This window comes from Jiella marina, assembly GCF_024359545.1.
Taxonomy (GTDB): domain Bacteria; phylum Pseudomonadota; class Alphaproteobacteria; order Rhizobiales; family Rhizobiaceae; genus Jiella.
The window spans coordinates 114413-130939 of record NZ_JAKQZG010000005.1 but is presented as its reverse complement, the minus strand read 5'-3'; the positions used below and the strand labels follow the sequence as shown (position 1 = coordinate 130939).

Here is a 16527-nt window from a genome sequence, read left to right as displayed (position 1 = left end):
ACCGGTCAAAGGCGCGAATAGCGGCGGTCGATCAGGCTTTCCACGAGGTCGGCATCCAGCTGTCGATAGTCTTCGATCTCGATCGTGGCCTTCCGTCGCACGGCCGCTTCGGGCCCATAGCCGAAATCCACCAGAATGGAGGCAACATCGGCGCCGGCCGCGGCTTCGATATCGGCGGCCGAATCACCGATCATTACCGACGCGCCGGCTCGGCCCTGCGCGCGGGCAACCGTCTCCAGGAGGTGGTCGTGATGGGGCTTGCGCCGCTTCACCGTATCGGCGCCGCAAATCGCCACGAACCGGTCCGAAAGGCCGAGCGCTTCAAGAAGAAGATGGGAAAGGCGTTCGCGCTTGTTGGTGCAGACAGCCATATTGAAGCCCGCACCCGACAGACGATCCATCGCTGCCACGACACCCGGGAAGGGCTGCGACTGATCGGCGATATGGTCTTCATAGTAGGCCAGAAAGCGCTCCAGCGCGGCCTGCATCTCCGGCTCGTCGAGATCCAGACCCCGTCGCTCATAGGCCGCCGCAAGCATCGCCCGTGCGCCATGCCCCGCATGCGGCCGGACGACATTCAGCGCATCGGCCCCGAGTCCGGCATGGCCCAGACAATGGTTGAGAGCCTCGGCAAGATCGGGCGCGGTATCGACGAGCGTGCCGTCGAGGTCGAAGACGACCGTCGGAATCACCTGGTTGCTCAATGTGGCCCCTTCCCTGAAAGCCTGCCCCTCAGCACATTCGCCGAGGGTTGGACTCGATGGTTCTAGAACGTGTGATGAATCGCGACGGTCCTGAGGTCAATGACCCGCCAGCGTGAACTGCCTGCTGAACCGGTCGTGCGAAACATCAGATGAATGCGAGCGTCTCTGGCGGCAGCCTCATCCGTAAAAATGGCACTTGACCCGTCACGGTGAATCAAGTACAAAAGGTGAACATACGAGATTCCGGTTTACCGTTCCCCTGGGCTCCCAACGTGATGCGTTCGCCAATCGGGATGGACTGTTCCCATCTCGGCCTCTGCCGGTCGTGAACCGCGTGTGTTGAAATTTCTTGTTCGCCAGAGCCGTCCTTCGAGGCGGCTTTTTTTGTGCCCGGTTGCGCTCAGCGGCCGGGTTCTTTCATGGGAGTTCAGGATGACATTTGAGGCATGGCTGCAAAGCCGGCTGACCGCCCATGGCTTTGCCTGCGGGCCGATCGACGGCATCGTCGGGCCGCTGACGATCGCGGCGCTCAGGGGTTTTGAAGAAGCCCGAGGTCTGCCGGTCGACGGGATGGCCGACGAGGCGGTGGTCGCCGCACTTCGCCAATTGGCGAGCCGCGTCGATGAGGAGACGGCGGAGGCCGTGGAAAGGCGCGATCCTCCCGAGGACGCCATCCAGCGCATCGACCTGGCCTCGCCCACAATCAATCGGTGGCCCCGCCAGAACGAGGTCTCTGCCTATTTCGGGGCGGTCGGCACGCGCCAGACCCCGATCGAGATCCCGTTCGACATGGTTCTCGCCTGGTCGAAATGGACGCGCATCCGCCGCATGACCCTCCATGAGAAGATCGCGGGTTCGGCGGAACGGGTCCTTCGGCTTGTCGCCGAGACCTATTCGGCAAGCGAGCGCGCCGCGCTTGGCCTCGATCTCTTCGGCGGATCGCTGAACGTCCGGCGCATGCGCGGCGGGTCCCGTTATTCCATGCATTCCTGGGGTATCGCGATCGATTTCGACCCCGAGCGCAATCAGCTGCGCTGGAATGCGCCGCGGGCGCGGCTCTCGCATGCCGACGCCCTGCCCTTCTGGCAGGCCTGGGAGGCCGAAGGCTGGCTCTCCCTTGGCCGTGCCCGAAACTACGACTGGATGCATGTCCAGGCCGTAAGACTTTGAAAAAAGGAGAAAGCTCATGAATCTCGGTGAAAACGCCACGGCATCTGTCGCCCAGGATGAACATTGGTGTCTGAATTTCACCAGCGATCTAGTGAATCAGACCACGACCTCCAAGGTGATCAAGGTCGGGGGTTACGCAGCGGACGGCGATGGCGGACACGCGACATATGAATACTCACCGACAAAGCCTGCTCATGAAATGTACCAAGACCGAATGGCCGGCGGGTACTGGGTACCGTTTGGGGAGATCACGTTCAAACAGTGCGGTGCGAAAGGCGACGGCGTAACCGACGACACTGTAGCAGCCCAGCGAGCACTGACGGCCGCTGCGCGAATTGCAAAAACCAAGGGCTCATGCACCCTGCACATTACGGCTGGCGAATACCTGATTTCTTCGGTCATCGAAGAGACGATCGATGCTCCAGTCACGGCAGGAGAGAAATTCCACACAGGTCTGACAATCGTCGGAGACGGTCCATTCACGACAAAGATTGCCCTCACGACGGATAACGATGAGGGCTTCCTGAAACTGACCGCCAATCAGACGCGGCAGTTTTTCAACATCAAAGACTTGTCGGTCCATTCCTATATCGTGGTGGAAGACGAGACCAATCCTCCCAACGACAACGGTCGCGGCATCGAACTTCGCACCGGTTACGCGCCATCCTTCATCAATAAGCAGCAAGTTGAGATTTCGAACGTCCACTTCGTTCCTGGCGGCGCTTCAGGCAGCACGACAAAGCGGGGGCTCTGGAAGGACTGCATCTATATCCGTGGACTTTGCCAGCCCGTTGTTCACGACTGCTGGTTTAACGGAACAAATTACAGCAACACGAACATTACCGGTGATGCGACCACCTCGCTTTCGGCCATCACCTTTGAAGAATGTTACGGCTCGTATGCGCACCATAATTACGTCAATGACTGGTTCCGTCGCGGCCTGTGGTTCTGGGATCCACGCACACAAAAAGATGGCCCTGAGGGGGTGACATGCACTGCAAACGTCGTGGTCAACTGCCTCGACGGGATCGTGGTCCAGCATGACTTCAACACCGGTTCCTACGACCGAGGCGAGCCGGGCGCCGTCATTGCCCAGAACCACGTCAATAATCGCCGCTATGGTATCCGCCTATATCACCATGCCGAAGTCCAGATCTTTGAAAACTACTGCTACCAGACGCGAGAAGATCGAAACATCACGGGAATTGATAATCCATCTGTGGTCTATGTCGAGTCCGCGAACTACGTCAAAATCAATGACAACATGTTCTCGGATATGGGATACTACAACGCCGACGATGACTGCTCATGCTCGATTTTGATCGAGGACAGGGACGCTGCAGACAGCAATCTCAATATCGACAATTTCCAGATCTTCATGAAGGGGAACACCTTCATCGGCAACGGCATCCGGATTTACAACAAGTCAACCGGCTCCAACATCACCTCGGACGCGGACATCTTCGTCGACTCGACCAACGAGCCGACCGCCACGACGCACAAGGACTGGGTGGACCTGACGGGCGCACTCAATGTCACCAATGCCATTCGCCATCAAGCGAGCGGCGCCAATCTGCGGGCCATCGTCGAAGATTACACAGGTCGAACGCCAGCAGCGTTCGCTTCTTTCGAGCACAACATAAGAGCGCTTCGGTCGGACTACGGATCCAAGTCGAATGCGACGCTCTCCTCTCAGGTCATTTACGGCAACACCTCGACAGGGACTGAAAAGGCAGTCACGGGCGTCAGCAACCGATTCATCTCGAACACGGACGGAAGCGAAATCGGGACCACCGAATTCTACACCCTGCGCAGCGACGTCTATGAAAAGGCGATGGACTTCGGAAGCCTGGCTGATGTTTGGGGACCAAACATTCCGCCCACCGCGGCCTATATGGTTGCGAATTCAAAGGTCATCGACGGTGACCGGACAATCTATCCGAGGGCTGTCGGCTTTGCATCACTGGGCTCTGCGAACCCAGCCGGTCAAATGGTCGTGGTTACAGATCGCAATTATCGTCCCGTGATATCGGACGGAACAGATTGGCGTTTTGCGGACGGCACGATCGCAGCTTGATCGAGCTCCGCCGCATCCGCGGCGGGTCAGATTATACCATGACTCCCGCGGCATCGCGATCAATCGATTTGGATCCCCAGCGCAATCCGTTGCGCTGGGGATCACCGCGGGCGCGGCTTTCGCATGCATATGCCCTGCCCGTCGAGGGGTGAAACCGCGACGGGTGAAACCCGCTCTCCCATCGAAACGTCCCAGAAATCCGGCATTCTGTGAGGGAAGCCGGGGAAGCCGAAGGCTGGCTCTCCCTTGGCCGTGCCCGAAACCACGATAGGACGCGTGTCCAGGCCGCAAGACTGTGAAGAAAGGAGAAAGCTGATGAATCTTGGAAACGTCACCAAGGCGATCGGAGCCACGGCCGCCACGATCGCTGCCACCGGAACCACCGTCTTCGCCACCGTCCCCGAGGGCGTCGACATGCCATGGTATGCGTGGCTTGGCCTCGGTCTGTTCAACGCGCTCCTCGGCTTTGGCCTCGTCTATCTCGCGCCGAAGAACAGGCAGGCCTGAGGCCAGCGACGATGGCGGTAGACGGCATCACGGTCTCCTGGACCCACGCGGCCTTCTTCGTGACGACGATCTCGGCGCTGTTCGGGGCATGGTACGACCTGCGCGGGCGCTCCTTGTCGAACAGCCAGCAGGTCCGAGAGTTGAAGGCCGAACTCGAAAAGGAGACCGCCAAGCTCAACCGCCGCGTCGACGCGGCCGAGTTGCAGGCGATGGCGATCGACACGAAGATCGGGACCCAGACGGACCGGTTCCACAACTACCGGGTCGATGCCGCCGAGCGCTTCGTGACCTATGAACAGTTCGACGGCCTTCGCAAGGAGATCGCCGAGGGTTTCCGCCGGCTGGAAGACCGGCTGGACCGGCGTATGGGAGAGAGAAGCTGAAAGAGCCTTCCTCTTCGCATCGGCAACCGTCTGCCTATGGGAACCCGTCGCAATCAGAGCGTTCGTTCGACAGAAATGTTTTCGTAACGGAAGTTTTTGGGCCGTCCGCTCTTTCCTATTGATTGTGCACGGGATACAAATTTTCTCGGTCGATGAGACCCTGCCTTGGGCAATGACGATCGAGAGGTTTGCACGATGACTGCGAGTGCCGTCTATTCGACCTTCACGGGCAACCTCTTCGTGGATGGGGTCCTCTTCGGGACCCGCTGGACCGGCCCCATCACCTACAGTTTCGCCGACGATATTTCGGACTTCGGTCCGAATTACCGGTTCAGTTTCGGCGGCCTCAACGAACTCAATGCCGCTCAGCAGTTTGCCGTCCGCTACATCCTCGGTGACAGCGATCCATCCGCAGCCTCCCCCATCGCCTTCACCTACGGCTCGTTCACCGATGTCGCGACGATCCCGCTCAATTATGTCGCCAATCCGACATCACCGACGACCATGGTCCTTGCCGAGGCCTTCAGCGTCTCCGACAGCCAGGGCGAGATCAACGCCAACCCGATCCCGACGGCCTTCGCCATGTTTCCCGACCCCGCCGATCCCTCGGATCAGGCGTCGGGCGACGTGATCTTCGGAACGCAGGGCGGACAGTATCAGGACCCGCGCGCCGGGAATTTCGCCTGGGCCACGCATATCCACGAGATCGGCCACGCGCTCGGCCTGAAGCACGGCCATCGGGCCGACCATGGCCTGAATGACCGCGGACCGGATTACGTGATTCCGGCCTGGCGGAACTCGCTCGACTATTCGGTGATGACCTATTCGAGCAGTCCGAACGTGTTTCTCAGATCCGGCTACCAGACGGAACGATACGGCTTTCCCCAGACGCTGATGATGCTCGACATCGCAGCCCTGCAGCATCTGTACGGAGCGGACTTCACCACCAACGCGACGAACACCGTCTACAGCTGGTCGACCACGACCGGCGAGATGTTCGTCAACGGCGTCGGACAGGGGCTGCCGGGGGCCGGCGACACCAGCTTCGACAGCAACAAGATCTTCCTGACGATCTGGGACGGCGGTGGCATCGACACTTACGACATGTCGAACTACTCCACCGCCCTGCATATCGATCTCGCGCCCGGCGAGTCGTCGCGCATGGACCCGGCCCAGCGGGCCGTGACGCATCAGCGCCCCATTCAGGTGGGTGTCGAACCCGGAGAAGCGCTGATTTCCCAGGGCAACGTGTTTAACGCCCTTCTCTACCAAGGCGACACGCGTTCCCTGATCGAGAACGCCAATGGCGGTTCGGGCAATGACTGGATCGATGGCAACCAGGCCAACAACGTTCTTGTCGGAAATGACGGCAACGACGTTCTGAACGGCCGCGAGGGCTCCGACGTCCTTCGCGGCGGAGCCGGCAATGACGTTCTCCTCGGCGATCGCCGCAGCGTTCAGGGCTATGAAGGTCCGGGCTTCGTCAATGTGCCGTTCGGTCAGCCGATCAACACGCCGCAGACGGCCTTCGATCTCACGCCCTATATCGGGACCGTCTCCAGTCCCAACGTGTTCCTGAGCGACACCAATCCGCATGTCAGCGCCGTGGTGACCGCGGACAATAACGGTCTCGACGCCTTCAGGATCTATGTTGCGGCTCCCGGCATCATGATTATCGATGTCGACAACGCCTCTTTCCAGGGTCTCGATGCCCTGATCGAACTCTTCGATGCCAATGGCACACCCCTGGCGGCCAGCGACGAATCCGCCGCCGACCCCGGCTCGCGCCAGGACATGACGGGGGCCCAAGGCGATCCCGGCTCCGAAGATCCCTACATCTCCTTCGGCATCAACGAGCCGGGCTGGTACTACATCACCGTCGACGATGCGCTTTCCCGCGGCGTCTTCACCGGCGGATACACGCTGTCCATCACCCTGCCGGTCCTGTTCGAGGACCTTGCAAATGAGGGCAATGACACGCTGATCGGTGGAAGCGGCGCCGACATCCTTCGCGGCCATGGCGGCAACGACATCCTGAACGGCGGCGCCGGCGCCGACGACATGGACGGCGGCGAGGGTTACGACCAGGCGAATTACGAGGGCTCGTCCTCTGCGGTCGCGGTCGACCTGCGCAATGGCAATGCGATTGGCGGCGATGCCGAAGGCGACACGCTGACCGGCATCGAGGCGCTGGTCGGCTCGGCCTATTTCGATCGGCTGCTCGGCAATGGCGTCGCCAACATCCTGCGCGGCGAGAATGGCTGGGACTATCTGCGTGGCTTCGGTGGAAACGACCAGCTCTTCGGCGGCAACGGCAATGACGAGCTTTGGGGCGATGCCGGCAACGACAGGCTGGCGGGCGAGGACGGCAACGACACCCTCTTCGGCGGCGCCAACAACGACCAACTCCTGGGCGGCAGCGGCAACGACATCCTCAATGGCGGCGCCGGCGCCGATCAGGTGCATGGCGGCGAGGGTTTCGACCAGGCGAACTACGAAGGCTCGACTTCCGCGGTCGCGGTCGATCTGCGCAACGGCAACACCATCGGCGGCGATGCCCAGGGTGACGTCCTGACCGGCATCGAGGCGCTGGTCGGCTCGGCCTATTTCGACACGCTTCTCGGCAACGCTGTCGCCAATATCCTGCGCGGCGAGAACGGTTTCGACACATTGTACGGCTTTGCCGGCAACGACCGGCTTTACGGCGGCAACGGCAATGATCGGCTCTATGGCGGCACCGACGACGACCTCTTGTATGGCGGTTCGGGCAACGATTTCCTGCAGGGCGGCAACGGCGCCGACAGCGTCTATGGTGAGGACGGCAACGATACCTTCGTCGGCGATGCCGACGGGACGAACGACATCTATGGCGGCGGCGACGGCATCGACACGGTGGACTATTCCACCGCCACCGTCGGGCTTTCGGTCAATCTCGCCAACAGTCAGGCATCGAGCAGCCAGATCGGCACCGACAAGCTCTACAATATCGAGCGGGTGCTGGGCGGTTCGGGCAACGACATCATCACCGGCGACATCACCACGCGGCTTCTCTCCGGCAATGGCGGCTCGGACCTCATCACCGGTGGCGCCGGCGACAACAATCTGTTCGGCGGCAGCGGCGGCGACGTGTTGCGAGGCCTTGCCGGCTTCGACCGCCTCGACGGCGGCACCGGCAACGATACGCTGACCGGCGGTCTCAACGGCGATACCTTCGTCTTCGCCAACGGTTTCGGCCAGGATCGGATCACCGACTTCGAGGCCCTCAACAATTTCGAAAAGATCGACCTGTCGGCCGTGTCGGCCATCACCTCCTTCGCCGATCTTTCCGCCAATCACCTCTCCCAGGTCGGCGCCAACGCCGTCATCACCGACGGCGCCAACACCATCACCCTCAACAACGTCAACATCGCCGATCTCGACGCCAACGACTTCGTGTTCTGAGTGAAATCGACGGCTGCGCGTTCGGGTATCACCAAGCTGAACGAATGCAACCCGCGCCGATGGCGCGGGGGCGTCGGCAATCCATGTTTTATTGCTGGTAGAAGTGCGCCGCGATGACGTGGAAGTTTCGTCGCGCTCCCAATTCCTTTTCTTCCGTAGCGGGTTAGCCGAAGAAGCGAGTGGCTCTTCTGCATCGCAGGCTGGTATTTGAATTGTCTAGCTGATAATTCTCGAAAGCAGTCGAATTTTTGCGGCATCCTGTCCGCATGCATGCCTTGCTGCCTCCCATCGGACGCCGCACTTCGACACGCTGGAGTGGAGGAACCTCAGAATGAACCGGATCGCGACCTGGCCGTTTGATGATCTCTTTGGCACCGCCAGCGCGCGATTTGTCTGGTCTCCCTATTCCGGTGGACTCGGCACATCGATCGGGGCCATCCAGCCTCTCTGGGATCATGGCAACGGCATCGCCAATGACGACGTTGCATTGACCACTCGGCCGAGCTTCGAGTCGGCGCCGCTGGCCGGGCCGACCTCCGGCGACGACAATCTGACCGGAACCTCCGAAGACGATGAGATCGATCTGCTCGAGGGCAACGATCGCTACAGCGGCCTCGATGGCAATGATACGATCCGGGGCGGCGACGGCGACGACATTCTGAACGGCGATGGCGGCAATGACGAGCTTTGGGGCGGTGCCGGCGCGGACACGCTCAACGGCGGAGCTGGAAACGACGTGCTAATCGGCGGTGCCGGCGCGGACATCATCAATGGCGGAGCCGATAACGACACGGCTAGTTACGAAGGGTCGAGTGCCGGCGTCACCATCAATCTGGCCACCGGCATCATGACCGGTGGAGACGCGGCCGGCGACACTCTCAACAATATCAAGATCATCCAGGGTTCTTCCCACGCCGACACGATAATCGGCGACGACATTGTCCATTTCTTTTACGGCGGCGACGGCAACGATGATCTGCGCGGCGGTGCAGACGACGACCAGCTTTTCGGGGAAGACGGCGACGATACCTTGAGGGGAGGATATGGTTTCGACGCAGTCTACGGCGGCTCTGGAAATGATACGATCATTGCCGACGCCGATAGTTCCACCGACTGGTATTATGCAGGCTCAGGCTTTGACACGGTGGATTATTCAGCCATTCAGGCCGGCATCACCGTTGAATTGGATGCCGGCGAAGCCAGAGGTAGACTGATCGGCTTGGATCGAATTCGCGATATTGAACGGGTTTTCGGTACAGACTATTTCGACACGCTGATCGGCGATGACGACCTCAACGTCCTGCGCGGCGGCGGCGGCTACGACACGCTGACCGGCAATGGCGGTAACGACAGCTTGCTGGGCGATGCCGGCAACGACACGATCGATGGCGGAAACGGCGCCGACAATCTCTATGGTGGCACCGGCGACGACACGATAAGGGACGGAAACGGTGCCGACGCCATTTACGGCGAGGACGGCAACGACACCTGGATCGCCTATGCGGATGCCACGGGCGACTTCTTCGCGGGTGGCGCCGGCTTCGACACGGTGGACTATTCGGCCCTGACGCTGGGCCTGACCGTCGACCTCGCGGCCAATGAAGCCAGCAACGGCCAGACCGGCATCGACAAGCTGTTCAACGTCGAGCGGGTCTTCGGAACCGGCTATTTCGACACCATCTCCGGCGACGATGTGCTCAACATCCTGCGCGGCGGCGGGGGGTTCGACACGCTCTATGGCCAGGGCGGCAATGACTATCTGTTCGGCGACAACGGCAATGACAGGCTCTTCGGCGGCACCGGCAGCGACCTCCTGAACGGCGGCGCCGGCGCCGATCAGCTCGATGGCGGCGACGGCATCGATATCGCCAGCTATGAGGAATCCGGCTCGGGCGTGGCGGTCGACCTGCGCAACGGCAACACGGCGGGCGGCGATGCAGCGGGCGACACCTTCGTCAGCATCGAGAACCTGACCGGCTCATCCCATGCCGATACGCTGCTCGGCGACAATGGCGCCAATGTCATCCGCGGCGAGGATGGCTCGGACTATCTGCGCGGCTTTGCCGGCCATGACGGTCTCTTCGGCGGAAACGGCAATGACACGCTGATCGGCGATGCCGGTTTCGACCGGTTGGACGGCGGCGCCGGCAACGACACGCTCACCGGCGGCGTCAATGGCGACACCTTCATCTTCGCCGATGGGTTCGGCCAGGATACGATCACCGACTTCGAGGAACTCAACAATCTGGAGAAGATCGACCTGTCGGCCGTTTCGGCCATCACCGACTTCGCCGATCTTTCCGCCAACCACCTCACCCAGTCTGGCGCCGATGCCGTGATCACCGACGGCGCCAACACCATCACCCTCAACAACGTCAACATCGCCGATCTCGACGCGAACGACTTCGTGTTCTGATGCCGCGGTCGCCCGTGCCGAGCCTCGATGACGATGACCGAGCAACACTGCATACGAGCACGACATCTATCCGGCACCTCGGGGGTCACGACTCCAAAGACGATTCTCCGCTCCGGCTTCCTGAGCACGGCTCGGCCGACGATGGATGGGAAAGAGCCAGATCCCACCACTTGCCTCCGGGCTCCCCGTGGCTTCGACCTGGTCTTGCTTCGTCCCGACGACACCAGGACAGAACAAGGGAATATCGCACGTTGGGGATTATTCGGACGCCCCTTGTTTCATCCTGACCAACACCCAAGGATCATGACATGTCCCACCCACTCGCCCTTTTGGCATCAATCCACACCAACGAGTTCGAGATGGAAGGCGAAGCCACCGGAGCCATACCCGCTTCTTCGTCCTGGGCATCCACTTTGCCGCTCGTCAACAGGCCTACGGCGATTTTCATCGGCGGTTCCGGCAATGACGTGCGCTTCGGCACCAATGACGATGACGAACTTTATGGACTTGCGGGCAGTGACTCGTTGTTCGGCCTGGGCGGCAACGACTATCTCTACGGCGGCAATGGCAATGACACGCTGGATGGCGGCTTGGGCGCCGACGAACTCGAAGGTGCGCGCGGAGGGGATACATTAATTGGCGGGCCAGGAGGCGACACGCTTTTCGGTGGGGAAGGAAATGATTTTGCCAGCTACGAAGGCTCCGCGAGCGGCGTTCTCGTCGATCTGAGGAATGGAGTCGGCTATGGCGGCGATGCTGGTGGCGATACACTCATATCCATCGAATATCTGATCGGTTCAGATCACGCCGATCGCCTGATCGGCAATGATTTCAACAATCTGGTTTATGCAGGCAGCGGCGACGACATCTTATACGGCTTTGGCGGCAACGACGACATTCGTGGTGATGACGGCGATGACAGCGCCTGGGGTGGAGACGGCAACGATCAACTCCTAGGCGGCGCGGGAAATGATCGTCTTTTCGGCGGAAACGGCAACGACACAGTCTTTGGCGACGAGGGCGACAATGTTCTCAGCGGCGGTAGCGGCGATGATTTCGTCGCTGGCGGCGACGGGGACGACACTCTCTACGGCGGCTCAGGCGACGACCGCCTCAACAGCCAGGGTGGAAACGACACGATTGTCGGCGGGACCGGCCGCAACTTGATCAACGCCGGGAGTGGAAACGACTTCGTCCAGGGAGGTGCGGGCACGGATGAAATTGACGGTGGCGATGGTCTTGACACCGTCAGCTACTTCCAGTCGTCATCTGCTGTCTATTGCGATCTGCGGTATGGAAGCGTCTATGGCGTCGATGGCGTAGGCGACAATCTCATATCGATCGAAGCCTTTATTGGTTCAGACTTCAATGACATCTTGAACGGAAACTCTGAGAACAACATCCTGCAAGGAAAGGCCGGCTCGGACTATCTGCGTGGTTTCGATGGCCGGGATCAGCTTCTCGGCGGTCTCGGCGACGACGAGATCTTTGGCGATGGGGGCGTCGACACGATCAATGGCGGCGCCGGGAACGATACGCTCAACGGCGGCCTGGATGCCGACATCTTCGTCTTCGCGGACGGTTTCGGCCAGGATACCGTGACCGATTTCGAGGCACTCGACGACCTCGAAAAGATCGACCTGTCGGCGATCACCAGCATCACCGACTTTGCCGATCTTTCCGCCAACCACCTCACCCAGTCTGGCGCCAACGCCGTCATCACCGATGGCGCAAACACGATCACGCTCAACAACGTCAACATCGCCGATCTCGGTGCGAACGACTTCGTGTTCTGAGACTTCACGGCACATGTTCGACAGTCGACCAGGGAGAGAGACGCCCGAACACCGCACTGGAACACATCATCTGTTCCGGCTCCTCCGACCAGTCGGACTTCGAAGACGATTGGCAGAGAACGGAGTTGGAAAGAGCCGTGCCCGCTTCCATCCAGACTCCCATGACTTGACCGCCCCTCGTCTTGCCGCGGAGACCGAGGGGGTGAGAAAAGGTCACATCACAGATTGCGAGTGACGTGGGCACGCGTCGCAGGCTGACCAAAGAACAGGAGCACGACATGTCCAACGCCCTTCCCGTTTTGACCCCGATCCTATCGGACGAATTCGATGTGACGAACGAAACAGCCAGAACCGCCCCACTTTCCGCGACTTGGTCATCCACGGTCCCTCTCGTCGTCAGGCCTGAGGACGTTTTCATCGGCGGGTCCGGCGATGACGTGCGCTTCGGCAACAATGGGGATGACGAACTCTACGGACTCGCAGGCGACGACTTGCTGTTTGGCCTTGGCGGGGACGATTACCTCTATGGCGGTGATGGTGAGGACACGCTGAATGGCGGGTCGGGTGCCGACGAACTGGAAGGTGGGCGTGGAGTGGATATACTGATTGGTGGGGCCGGAGGTGACACGCTTTTTGGTGGTCAGGGCTTTGACACTGCGAGCTACGAAGGCTCCGCAAGCGGTGTTCTCGTCGATTTGAGGAGCGGCGTTGGCTATGGCGGCGATGCGGGCGGCGATACGCTCATATCCATTGAGCATCTGGTCGGGTCCGATCATGCCGATCATCTGATCGGCAACACTTTCAACAACAGCTTCGGCAACAACATCCACGGCATGGGCGGCGACGACCTGATCTACGGGCTCGGCGGGAGGGATGCCATCTACGGTGGAGAAGGTGATGACACCATCTGGGGCGGAGCAGGTGGTGACTACATGCTCGGAGACGAAGGAAACGATTCATCTACGGTGAAGACGGGGGGGATACCCTCTTCGGCAACGATGGCGACGATTTTCTGAGTGGCGGAATTGGCGACGACAGATGCTTCGGCGGTAACGGCGATGATACCATCAATGGTGGGGATGGCGACGACCGCCTTGACGGCGAGGACCAAAACGAGCCGATGGACGGCGGCAACGATAGACTGAACGGCGGCAACGGCGAAGATGAGCTTTATGGCGGTGGCGGCAACGACATCCTGGATGGCGGGGCCGACGACGACGAAGTCTACGGTGGAGAAGGCAACGACGTCATCTATGCCGGCCCTGGCTATGACAGAGTTGACGGGGGCGAGGGTTTCGACGTCGTCAACTACAATAAACTCTCATCTTACGTCCTCGTCGACCTTCGCGTAGGCAGCGGATTCGACGGCTCTGTCGATTATCTCGTCTCGATCGAAGGCATCGTCGGAACGAATTTTGGCGACACTCTCAACGGAAACTCCGAGAACAACATCCTGCAAGGAAAGTCCGGCTCGGACTATCTGCGTGGCTTCGATGGCCGGGATCAGCTTGTCGGCGGTCTGGGCGACGACGAGATCTTCGGCGATGGAGGCGTCGACCAGATCAATGGCGGCGCTGGCAACGATACGCTGAACGGGGGCCTGGATGCGGACACCTTCGTCTTCGCCGACGGTTTTGGCCAAGATACGGTGACCGACTTCGAGGAACTCAACGATCTGGAGAAGATCGACCTGTCGGCCGTCACCGCCATCACCGACTTCGCCGACCTTTCCGCCAATCACCTCACCCAGTCGGGGACCGATGCCGTGATCACCGACGGCGCGAACACGATCACCCTCAACAACGTCAACATCGCCGATCTCGACGCGGGCGACTTCATCTTCTGAGGCGATCGCGGCGGCGCTTTCATCCGGGGAGCATCCCGCCTGGCCGATCGTCGAAATTCCGGGAGCGGGGCCACGATCGTGGCCCCGCTTTTTTCATCGCGTCGCTTGGAAAAGATCGTCGTCAGGCGGCTGCGAGAAGCGCGAGGATCGCCAGGACGATGATCGCCGAGCCGGCGAGTTCGAGCCTCGTCACTCTCTCACGAAACCAGAAGACGGAAGACACGAAGGTGAACACCAGTTCGATCTGGCCGAGAGCCCGGACATAAGCCACCTTCTGCAGCGTCATGGCGGTGAACCAGCCGACCGACGCCCCCGCGCCGACAAGTCCGACGGCAAGGCACGGCACCCAGGCACGAGCGACCGCGCGAAGCTCTGCCCGATCGCGAAGCAGCATCCAGACGAACATGGCGAATGTCTGGATTGCGAGCGCCAGGACGAGGGTGACCGCCGCACGTATCGTTACGCTTCCGGCCGGCAGGGCGAGCGCGCTCCAGCGAAAACAGACGGCGGAAATGCCGAACAGTGCCCCGGAAGCGATGCCGATCAGGGCTTCCCGGGACGCGAGCGCTCGCCACACCTGACTGACGCCGGCATTGCCGACCGAGATGAGCACGACGCCGACGACCCCAGCCATGACCGCAACGAGCCCGAGCGGTGATATGGTCTCGCCCAGGATCAGGAGACCGAACAGCGCGGCCTGCACCGGCTCGGTCTTCGAATAGGCCGTGCCCACCATGAAATTGCGCAGACCAAAGAGATAGACCAGCAGGAAGGTCGCGGCGATCTGGGCCAGACCGCCGGAACCGGCCGCGATCAGCACCGTGGGATTGACCTCGGGCACCGTTTCGTCGAACAGAAAGACGAGGATGGCGAGATAGATCAGCGCGAAGGGCAGACCGAAACCGAAGCGCGCAAAGGTCGCACCAGTGGTCTGCATCCTCCCTTTCAGCCGCTTCTGCAGGCCCGAGCGCAAGTTCTGGAAGAATGCCGCAGCGATCGTGATCGGGATCCAGAGCGGCATGAAACGAAACGTCCTGTTTTTCGCAAGCTTGGCAGCATACGATCGCAAACCCGGCCGCAAGCCGGCCCGAGCACCCGCCTACGCCCAAGGACCCGATGTCGACAAGTCCCGCCATTCGCCATACTCGCGACGCGACGCCCAGAGACTTCGCAAATGTCCATGATTGGGTGTTCGATCTCGACAACACGCTCTATCCGCGCCATTCGAACCTGTTTTCCCAGATCGATGTGCGAATGACCGAGTTCGTCGCCGATTTCCTGTCTCTGCCGCGAGACGAGGCACGCTTCGTGCAGAAGGACTTCTATCGCCGCTACGGGACCACCCTGCGCGGCCTGATGCGCGAACACGCGGTCGATCCGGACGCCTTTCTCGAGTTCGTCCACGATATCGACTATTCGTGGATCGATCCCGATCCGGCCTTGGGGGACGAGATCGCGGCGCTGCCCGGGCGCAAGTTCATCTTCACCAATGGTGACCGCAAACATGCCGAGCGCGCCGCCCGGCAGCTCGGCATCCTGGACCATTTCGAGGATATTTTTGATCTCGTCGCAGCCGATCTCGTCCCGAAGCCGGCCTCGGAGACCTATGACAAGTTCTTGGGCCTCCACCGGGTCGATGCGGCCCATGCGGCCATGTTCGAGGACCTCGCCCGCAATCTCGAAGTACCGAAGTCGCTCGGCATGAAGACTGTGCTGATCGTCCCGCACAATTTCGAGGATACGTTCGGCGATGTGTGGGAGCACGAAGGCCGGGACGATGAGCACATCGACTACGTGACCGACGACCTCGCGACGTTTCTCAAACAGATCCGCCAGGGCCGATAATCGGACGCGATTCGAAGGATCAAGGGACGGGAAGAGCGTCAGTCTTCCAGCCGGGAGCGTCCTGAACGGGCGAGGCCATGGCCTTCTTCGCTTTCGGCCTCGGCGGGGGTCGGCTTGTCGTTCGGCTGCTGATTCTGCCGCAGGATGGAGGCCATCTGCTCTTCGTCGACCCCCTCGCCTGCCAGGGCCGCCTCGCGCTGCTTCTTGCTCTCGAAGTCGCTGTCGCTGGCGTCGGAACGGCGCGCGGTCTCGTCGCGGGAGATTTCTTCCGGCGTGTCCTTGTCCTGCTGCTCGCGCATCATCTTCGGGTCGGTGTCGAATTCCGGCATTGTTTTCCTCGCG

At 60.8% G+C, this 16527-nt stretch carries 13 protein-coding genes and 1 pseudogene; 11 read left to right on the top strand and 3 right to left on the bottom strand.

The genetic code is table 11. The features are described from left to right. Positions 1–5: 5 nt before the first annotated feature. A complete protein-coding gene (locus tag MF134_RS10820) occupies positions 6–704 on the bottom strand; it encodes an HAD hydrolase-like protein (protein ID WP_255339465.1) in 699 nt (232 codons plus the stop codon). Positions 705–1136: 432 nt separating this feature from the next. Between MF134_RS10820 and MF134_RS10815 the strand changes: the two genes are divergently transcribed. The 10 genes and pseudogenes from MF134_RS10815 to MF134_RS10770 all read left to right on the top strand — a co-directional run bounded on the left by MF134_RS10815 (position 1137) and on the right by MF134_RS10770 (position 14340). Next, the gene (locus MF134_RS10815) at positions 1137–1874 is read left to right on the top strand and encodes a peptidoglycan-binding protein (RefSeq protein ID WP_255339464.1); all 738 of its coding nucleotides are present in this window, start codon (positions 1137–1139) and stop codon (positions 1872–1874) included. A gap of 16 nt (positions 1875–1890) precedes the next feature. Further along, a complete protein-coding gene (locus MF134_RS10810; RefSeq protein WP_255339463.1) occupies positions 1891–3951 on the top strand; it encodes a glycosyl hydrolase family 28-related protein in 2061 nt (686 codons plus the stop codon). A gap of 315 nt (positions 3952–4266) precedes the next feature. Continuing rightward, positions 4267–4458 (top strand): hypothetical protein, encoded by a 192-nt coding sequence (locus MF134_RS10805; RefSeq protein WP_255339462.1) that lies wholly within the window; start codon positions 4267–4269, stop codon positions 4456–4458. 11 nt (positions 4459–4469) lie between these two features. Beyond that, the gene (locus MF134_RS10800) at positions 4470–4841 is read left to right on the top strand and encodes a hypothetical protein (RefSeq protein WP_255339461.1); all 372 of its coding nucleotides are present in this window, start codon (positions 4470–4472) and stop codon (positions 4839–4841) included. Between the two features lie 195 nt (positions 4842–5036). Next, a complete protein-coding gene (locus MF134_RS10795) occupies positions 5037–8282 on the top strand; it encodes a M10 family metallopeptidase (RefSeq protein WP_255339460.1) in 3246 nt (1081 codons plus the stop codon). A gap of 331 nt (positions 8283–8613) precedes the next feature. Further along, complete coding sequence (locus MF134_RS10785) at positions 8614–10698, top strand: calcium-binding protein (RefSeq protein WP_304363723.1); 2085 nt, start codon at positions 8614–8616, stop codon at positions 10696–10698. Positions 10699–11057: 359 nt separating this feature from the next. Then, a complete protein-coding gene (locus MF134_RS10780; RefSeq protein WP_255339459.1) occupies positions 11058–12494 on the top strand; it encodes a calcium-binding protein in 1437 nt (478 codons plus the stop codon). A gap of 278 nt (positions 12495–12772) precedes the next feature. Next, the gene (locus MF134_RS10775; protein ID WP_255339458.1) at positions 12773–13510 is read left to right on the top strand and encodes a calcium-binding protein; all 738 of its coding nucleotides are present in this window, start codon (positions 12773–12775) and stop codon (positions 13508–13510) included. After that, positions 13453–13599, top strand: a pseudogene (locus MF134_RS24015) (calcium-binding protein); the annotation flags it as partial. The gene MF134_RS10775 and the pseudogene MF134_RS24015, both read left to right, overlap by 58 nt. A gap of 15 nt (positions 13600–13614) precedes the next feature. After that, complete coding sequence (locus tag MF134_RS10770; RefSeq protein WP_255339457.1) at positions 13615–14340, top strand: calcium-binding protein; 726 nt, start codon at positions 13615–13617, stop codon at positions 14338–14340. A gap of 121 nt (positions 14341–14461) precedes the next feature. Here MF134_RS10770 and MF134_RS10765 read toward each other — a convergent pair whose 3' ends face one another. Then, positions 14462–15361 carry an EamA family transporter gene (locus MF134_RS10765; RefSeq protein ID WP_255339456.1) on the bottom strand — a complete coding sequence of 300 codons (900 nt, stop codon included), beginning with the start codon at positions 15359–15361 and terminating at the stop codon, positions 14462–14464. Between the two features lie 95 nt (positions 15362–15456). On the opposite strand from MF134_RS10765, the gene MF134_RS10760 reads away from it, so the two are divergent. After that, the gene (locus MF134_RS10760; RefSeq protein ID WP_255339455.1) at positions 15457–16185 is read left to right on the top strand and encodes a pyrimidine 5'-nucleotidase; all 729 of its coding nucleotides are present in this window, start codon (positions 15457–15459) and stop codon (positions 16183–16185) included. Between the two features lie 38 nt (positions 16186–16223). Here the strand turns inward: MF134_RS10760 and MF134_RS10755 are convergent, their stop codons facing one another. Then, positions 16224–16514, bottom strand: a complete 291-nt coding sequence (locus tag MF134_RS10755) for a hypothetical protein (RefSeq protein ID WP_255339454.1) — start codon at positions 16512–16514, stop codon at positions 16224–16226. Between the last annotated feature and the right edge of the window lie 13 nt (positions 16515–16527).

Coding starts and splice junctions, on each gene's coding strand:
- MF134_RS10760 (WP_255339455.1), top strand. CDS start 15,457: ATGTCGACAAGTCCCGCCATTCGCCATACTCGCGACGCGACGCCCAGA.
- MF134_RS10815 (WP_255339464.1), top strand. CDS start 1,137: ATGACATTTGAGGCATGGCTGCAAAGCCGGCTGACCGCCCATGGCTTT.
- MF134_RS10765 (WP_255339456.1), bottom strand. CDS start 15,361: ATGCCGCTCTGGATCCCGATCACGATCGCTGCGGCATTCTTCCAGAAC.
- MF134_RS10800 (WP_255339461.1), top strand. CDS start 4,470: ATGGCGGTAGACGGCATCACGGTCTCCTGGACCCACGCGGCCTTCTTC.
- MF134_RS10785 (WP_304363723.1), top strand. CDS start 8,614: ATGAACCGGATCGCGACCTGGCCGTTTGATGATCTCTTTGGCACCGCC.
- MF134_RS10805 (WP_255339462.1), top strand. CDS start 4,267: ATGAATCTTGGAAACGTCACCAAGGCGATCGGAGCCACGGCCGCCACG.
- MF134_RS10770 (WP_255339457.1), top strand. CDS start 13,615: ATGGACGGCGGCAACGATAGACTGAACGGCGGCAACGGCGAAGATGAG.
- MF134_RS10780 (WP_255339459.1), top strand. CDS start 11,058: ATGGAAGGCGAAGCCACCGGAGCCATACCCGCTTCTTCGTCCTGGGCA.
- MF134_RS10810 (WP_255339463.1), top strand. CDS start 1,891: ATGAATCTCGGTGAAAACGCCACGGCATCTGTCGCCCAGGATGAACAT.
- MF134_RS10775 (WP_255339458.1), top strand. CDS start 12,773: ATGTCCAACGCCCTTCCCGTTTTGACCCCGATCCTATCGGACGAATTC.
- MF134_RS10755 (WP_255339454.1), bottom strand. CDS start 16,514: ATGCCGGAATTCGACACCGACCCGAAGATGATGCGCGAGCAGCAGGAC.
- MF134_RS10795 (WP_255339460.1), top strand. CDS start 5,037: ATGACTGCGAGTGCCGTCTATTCGACCTTCACGGGCAACCTCTTCGTG.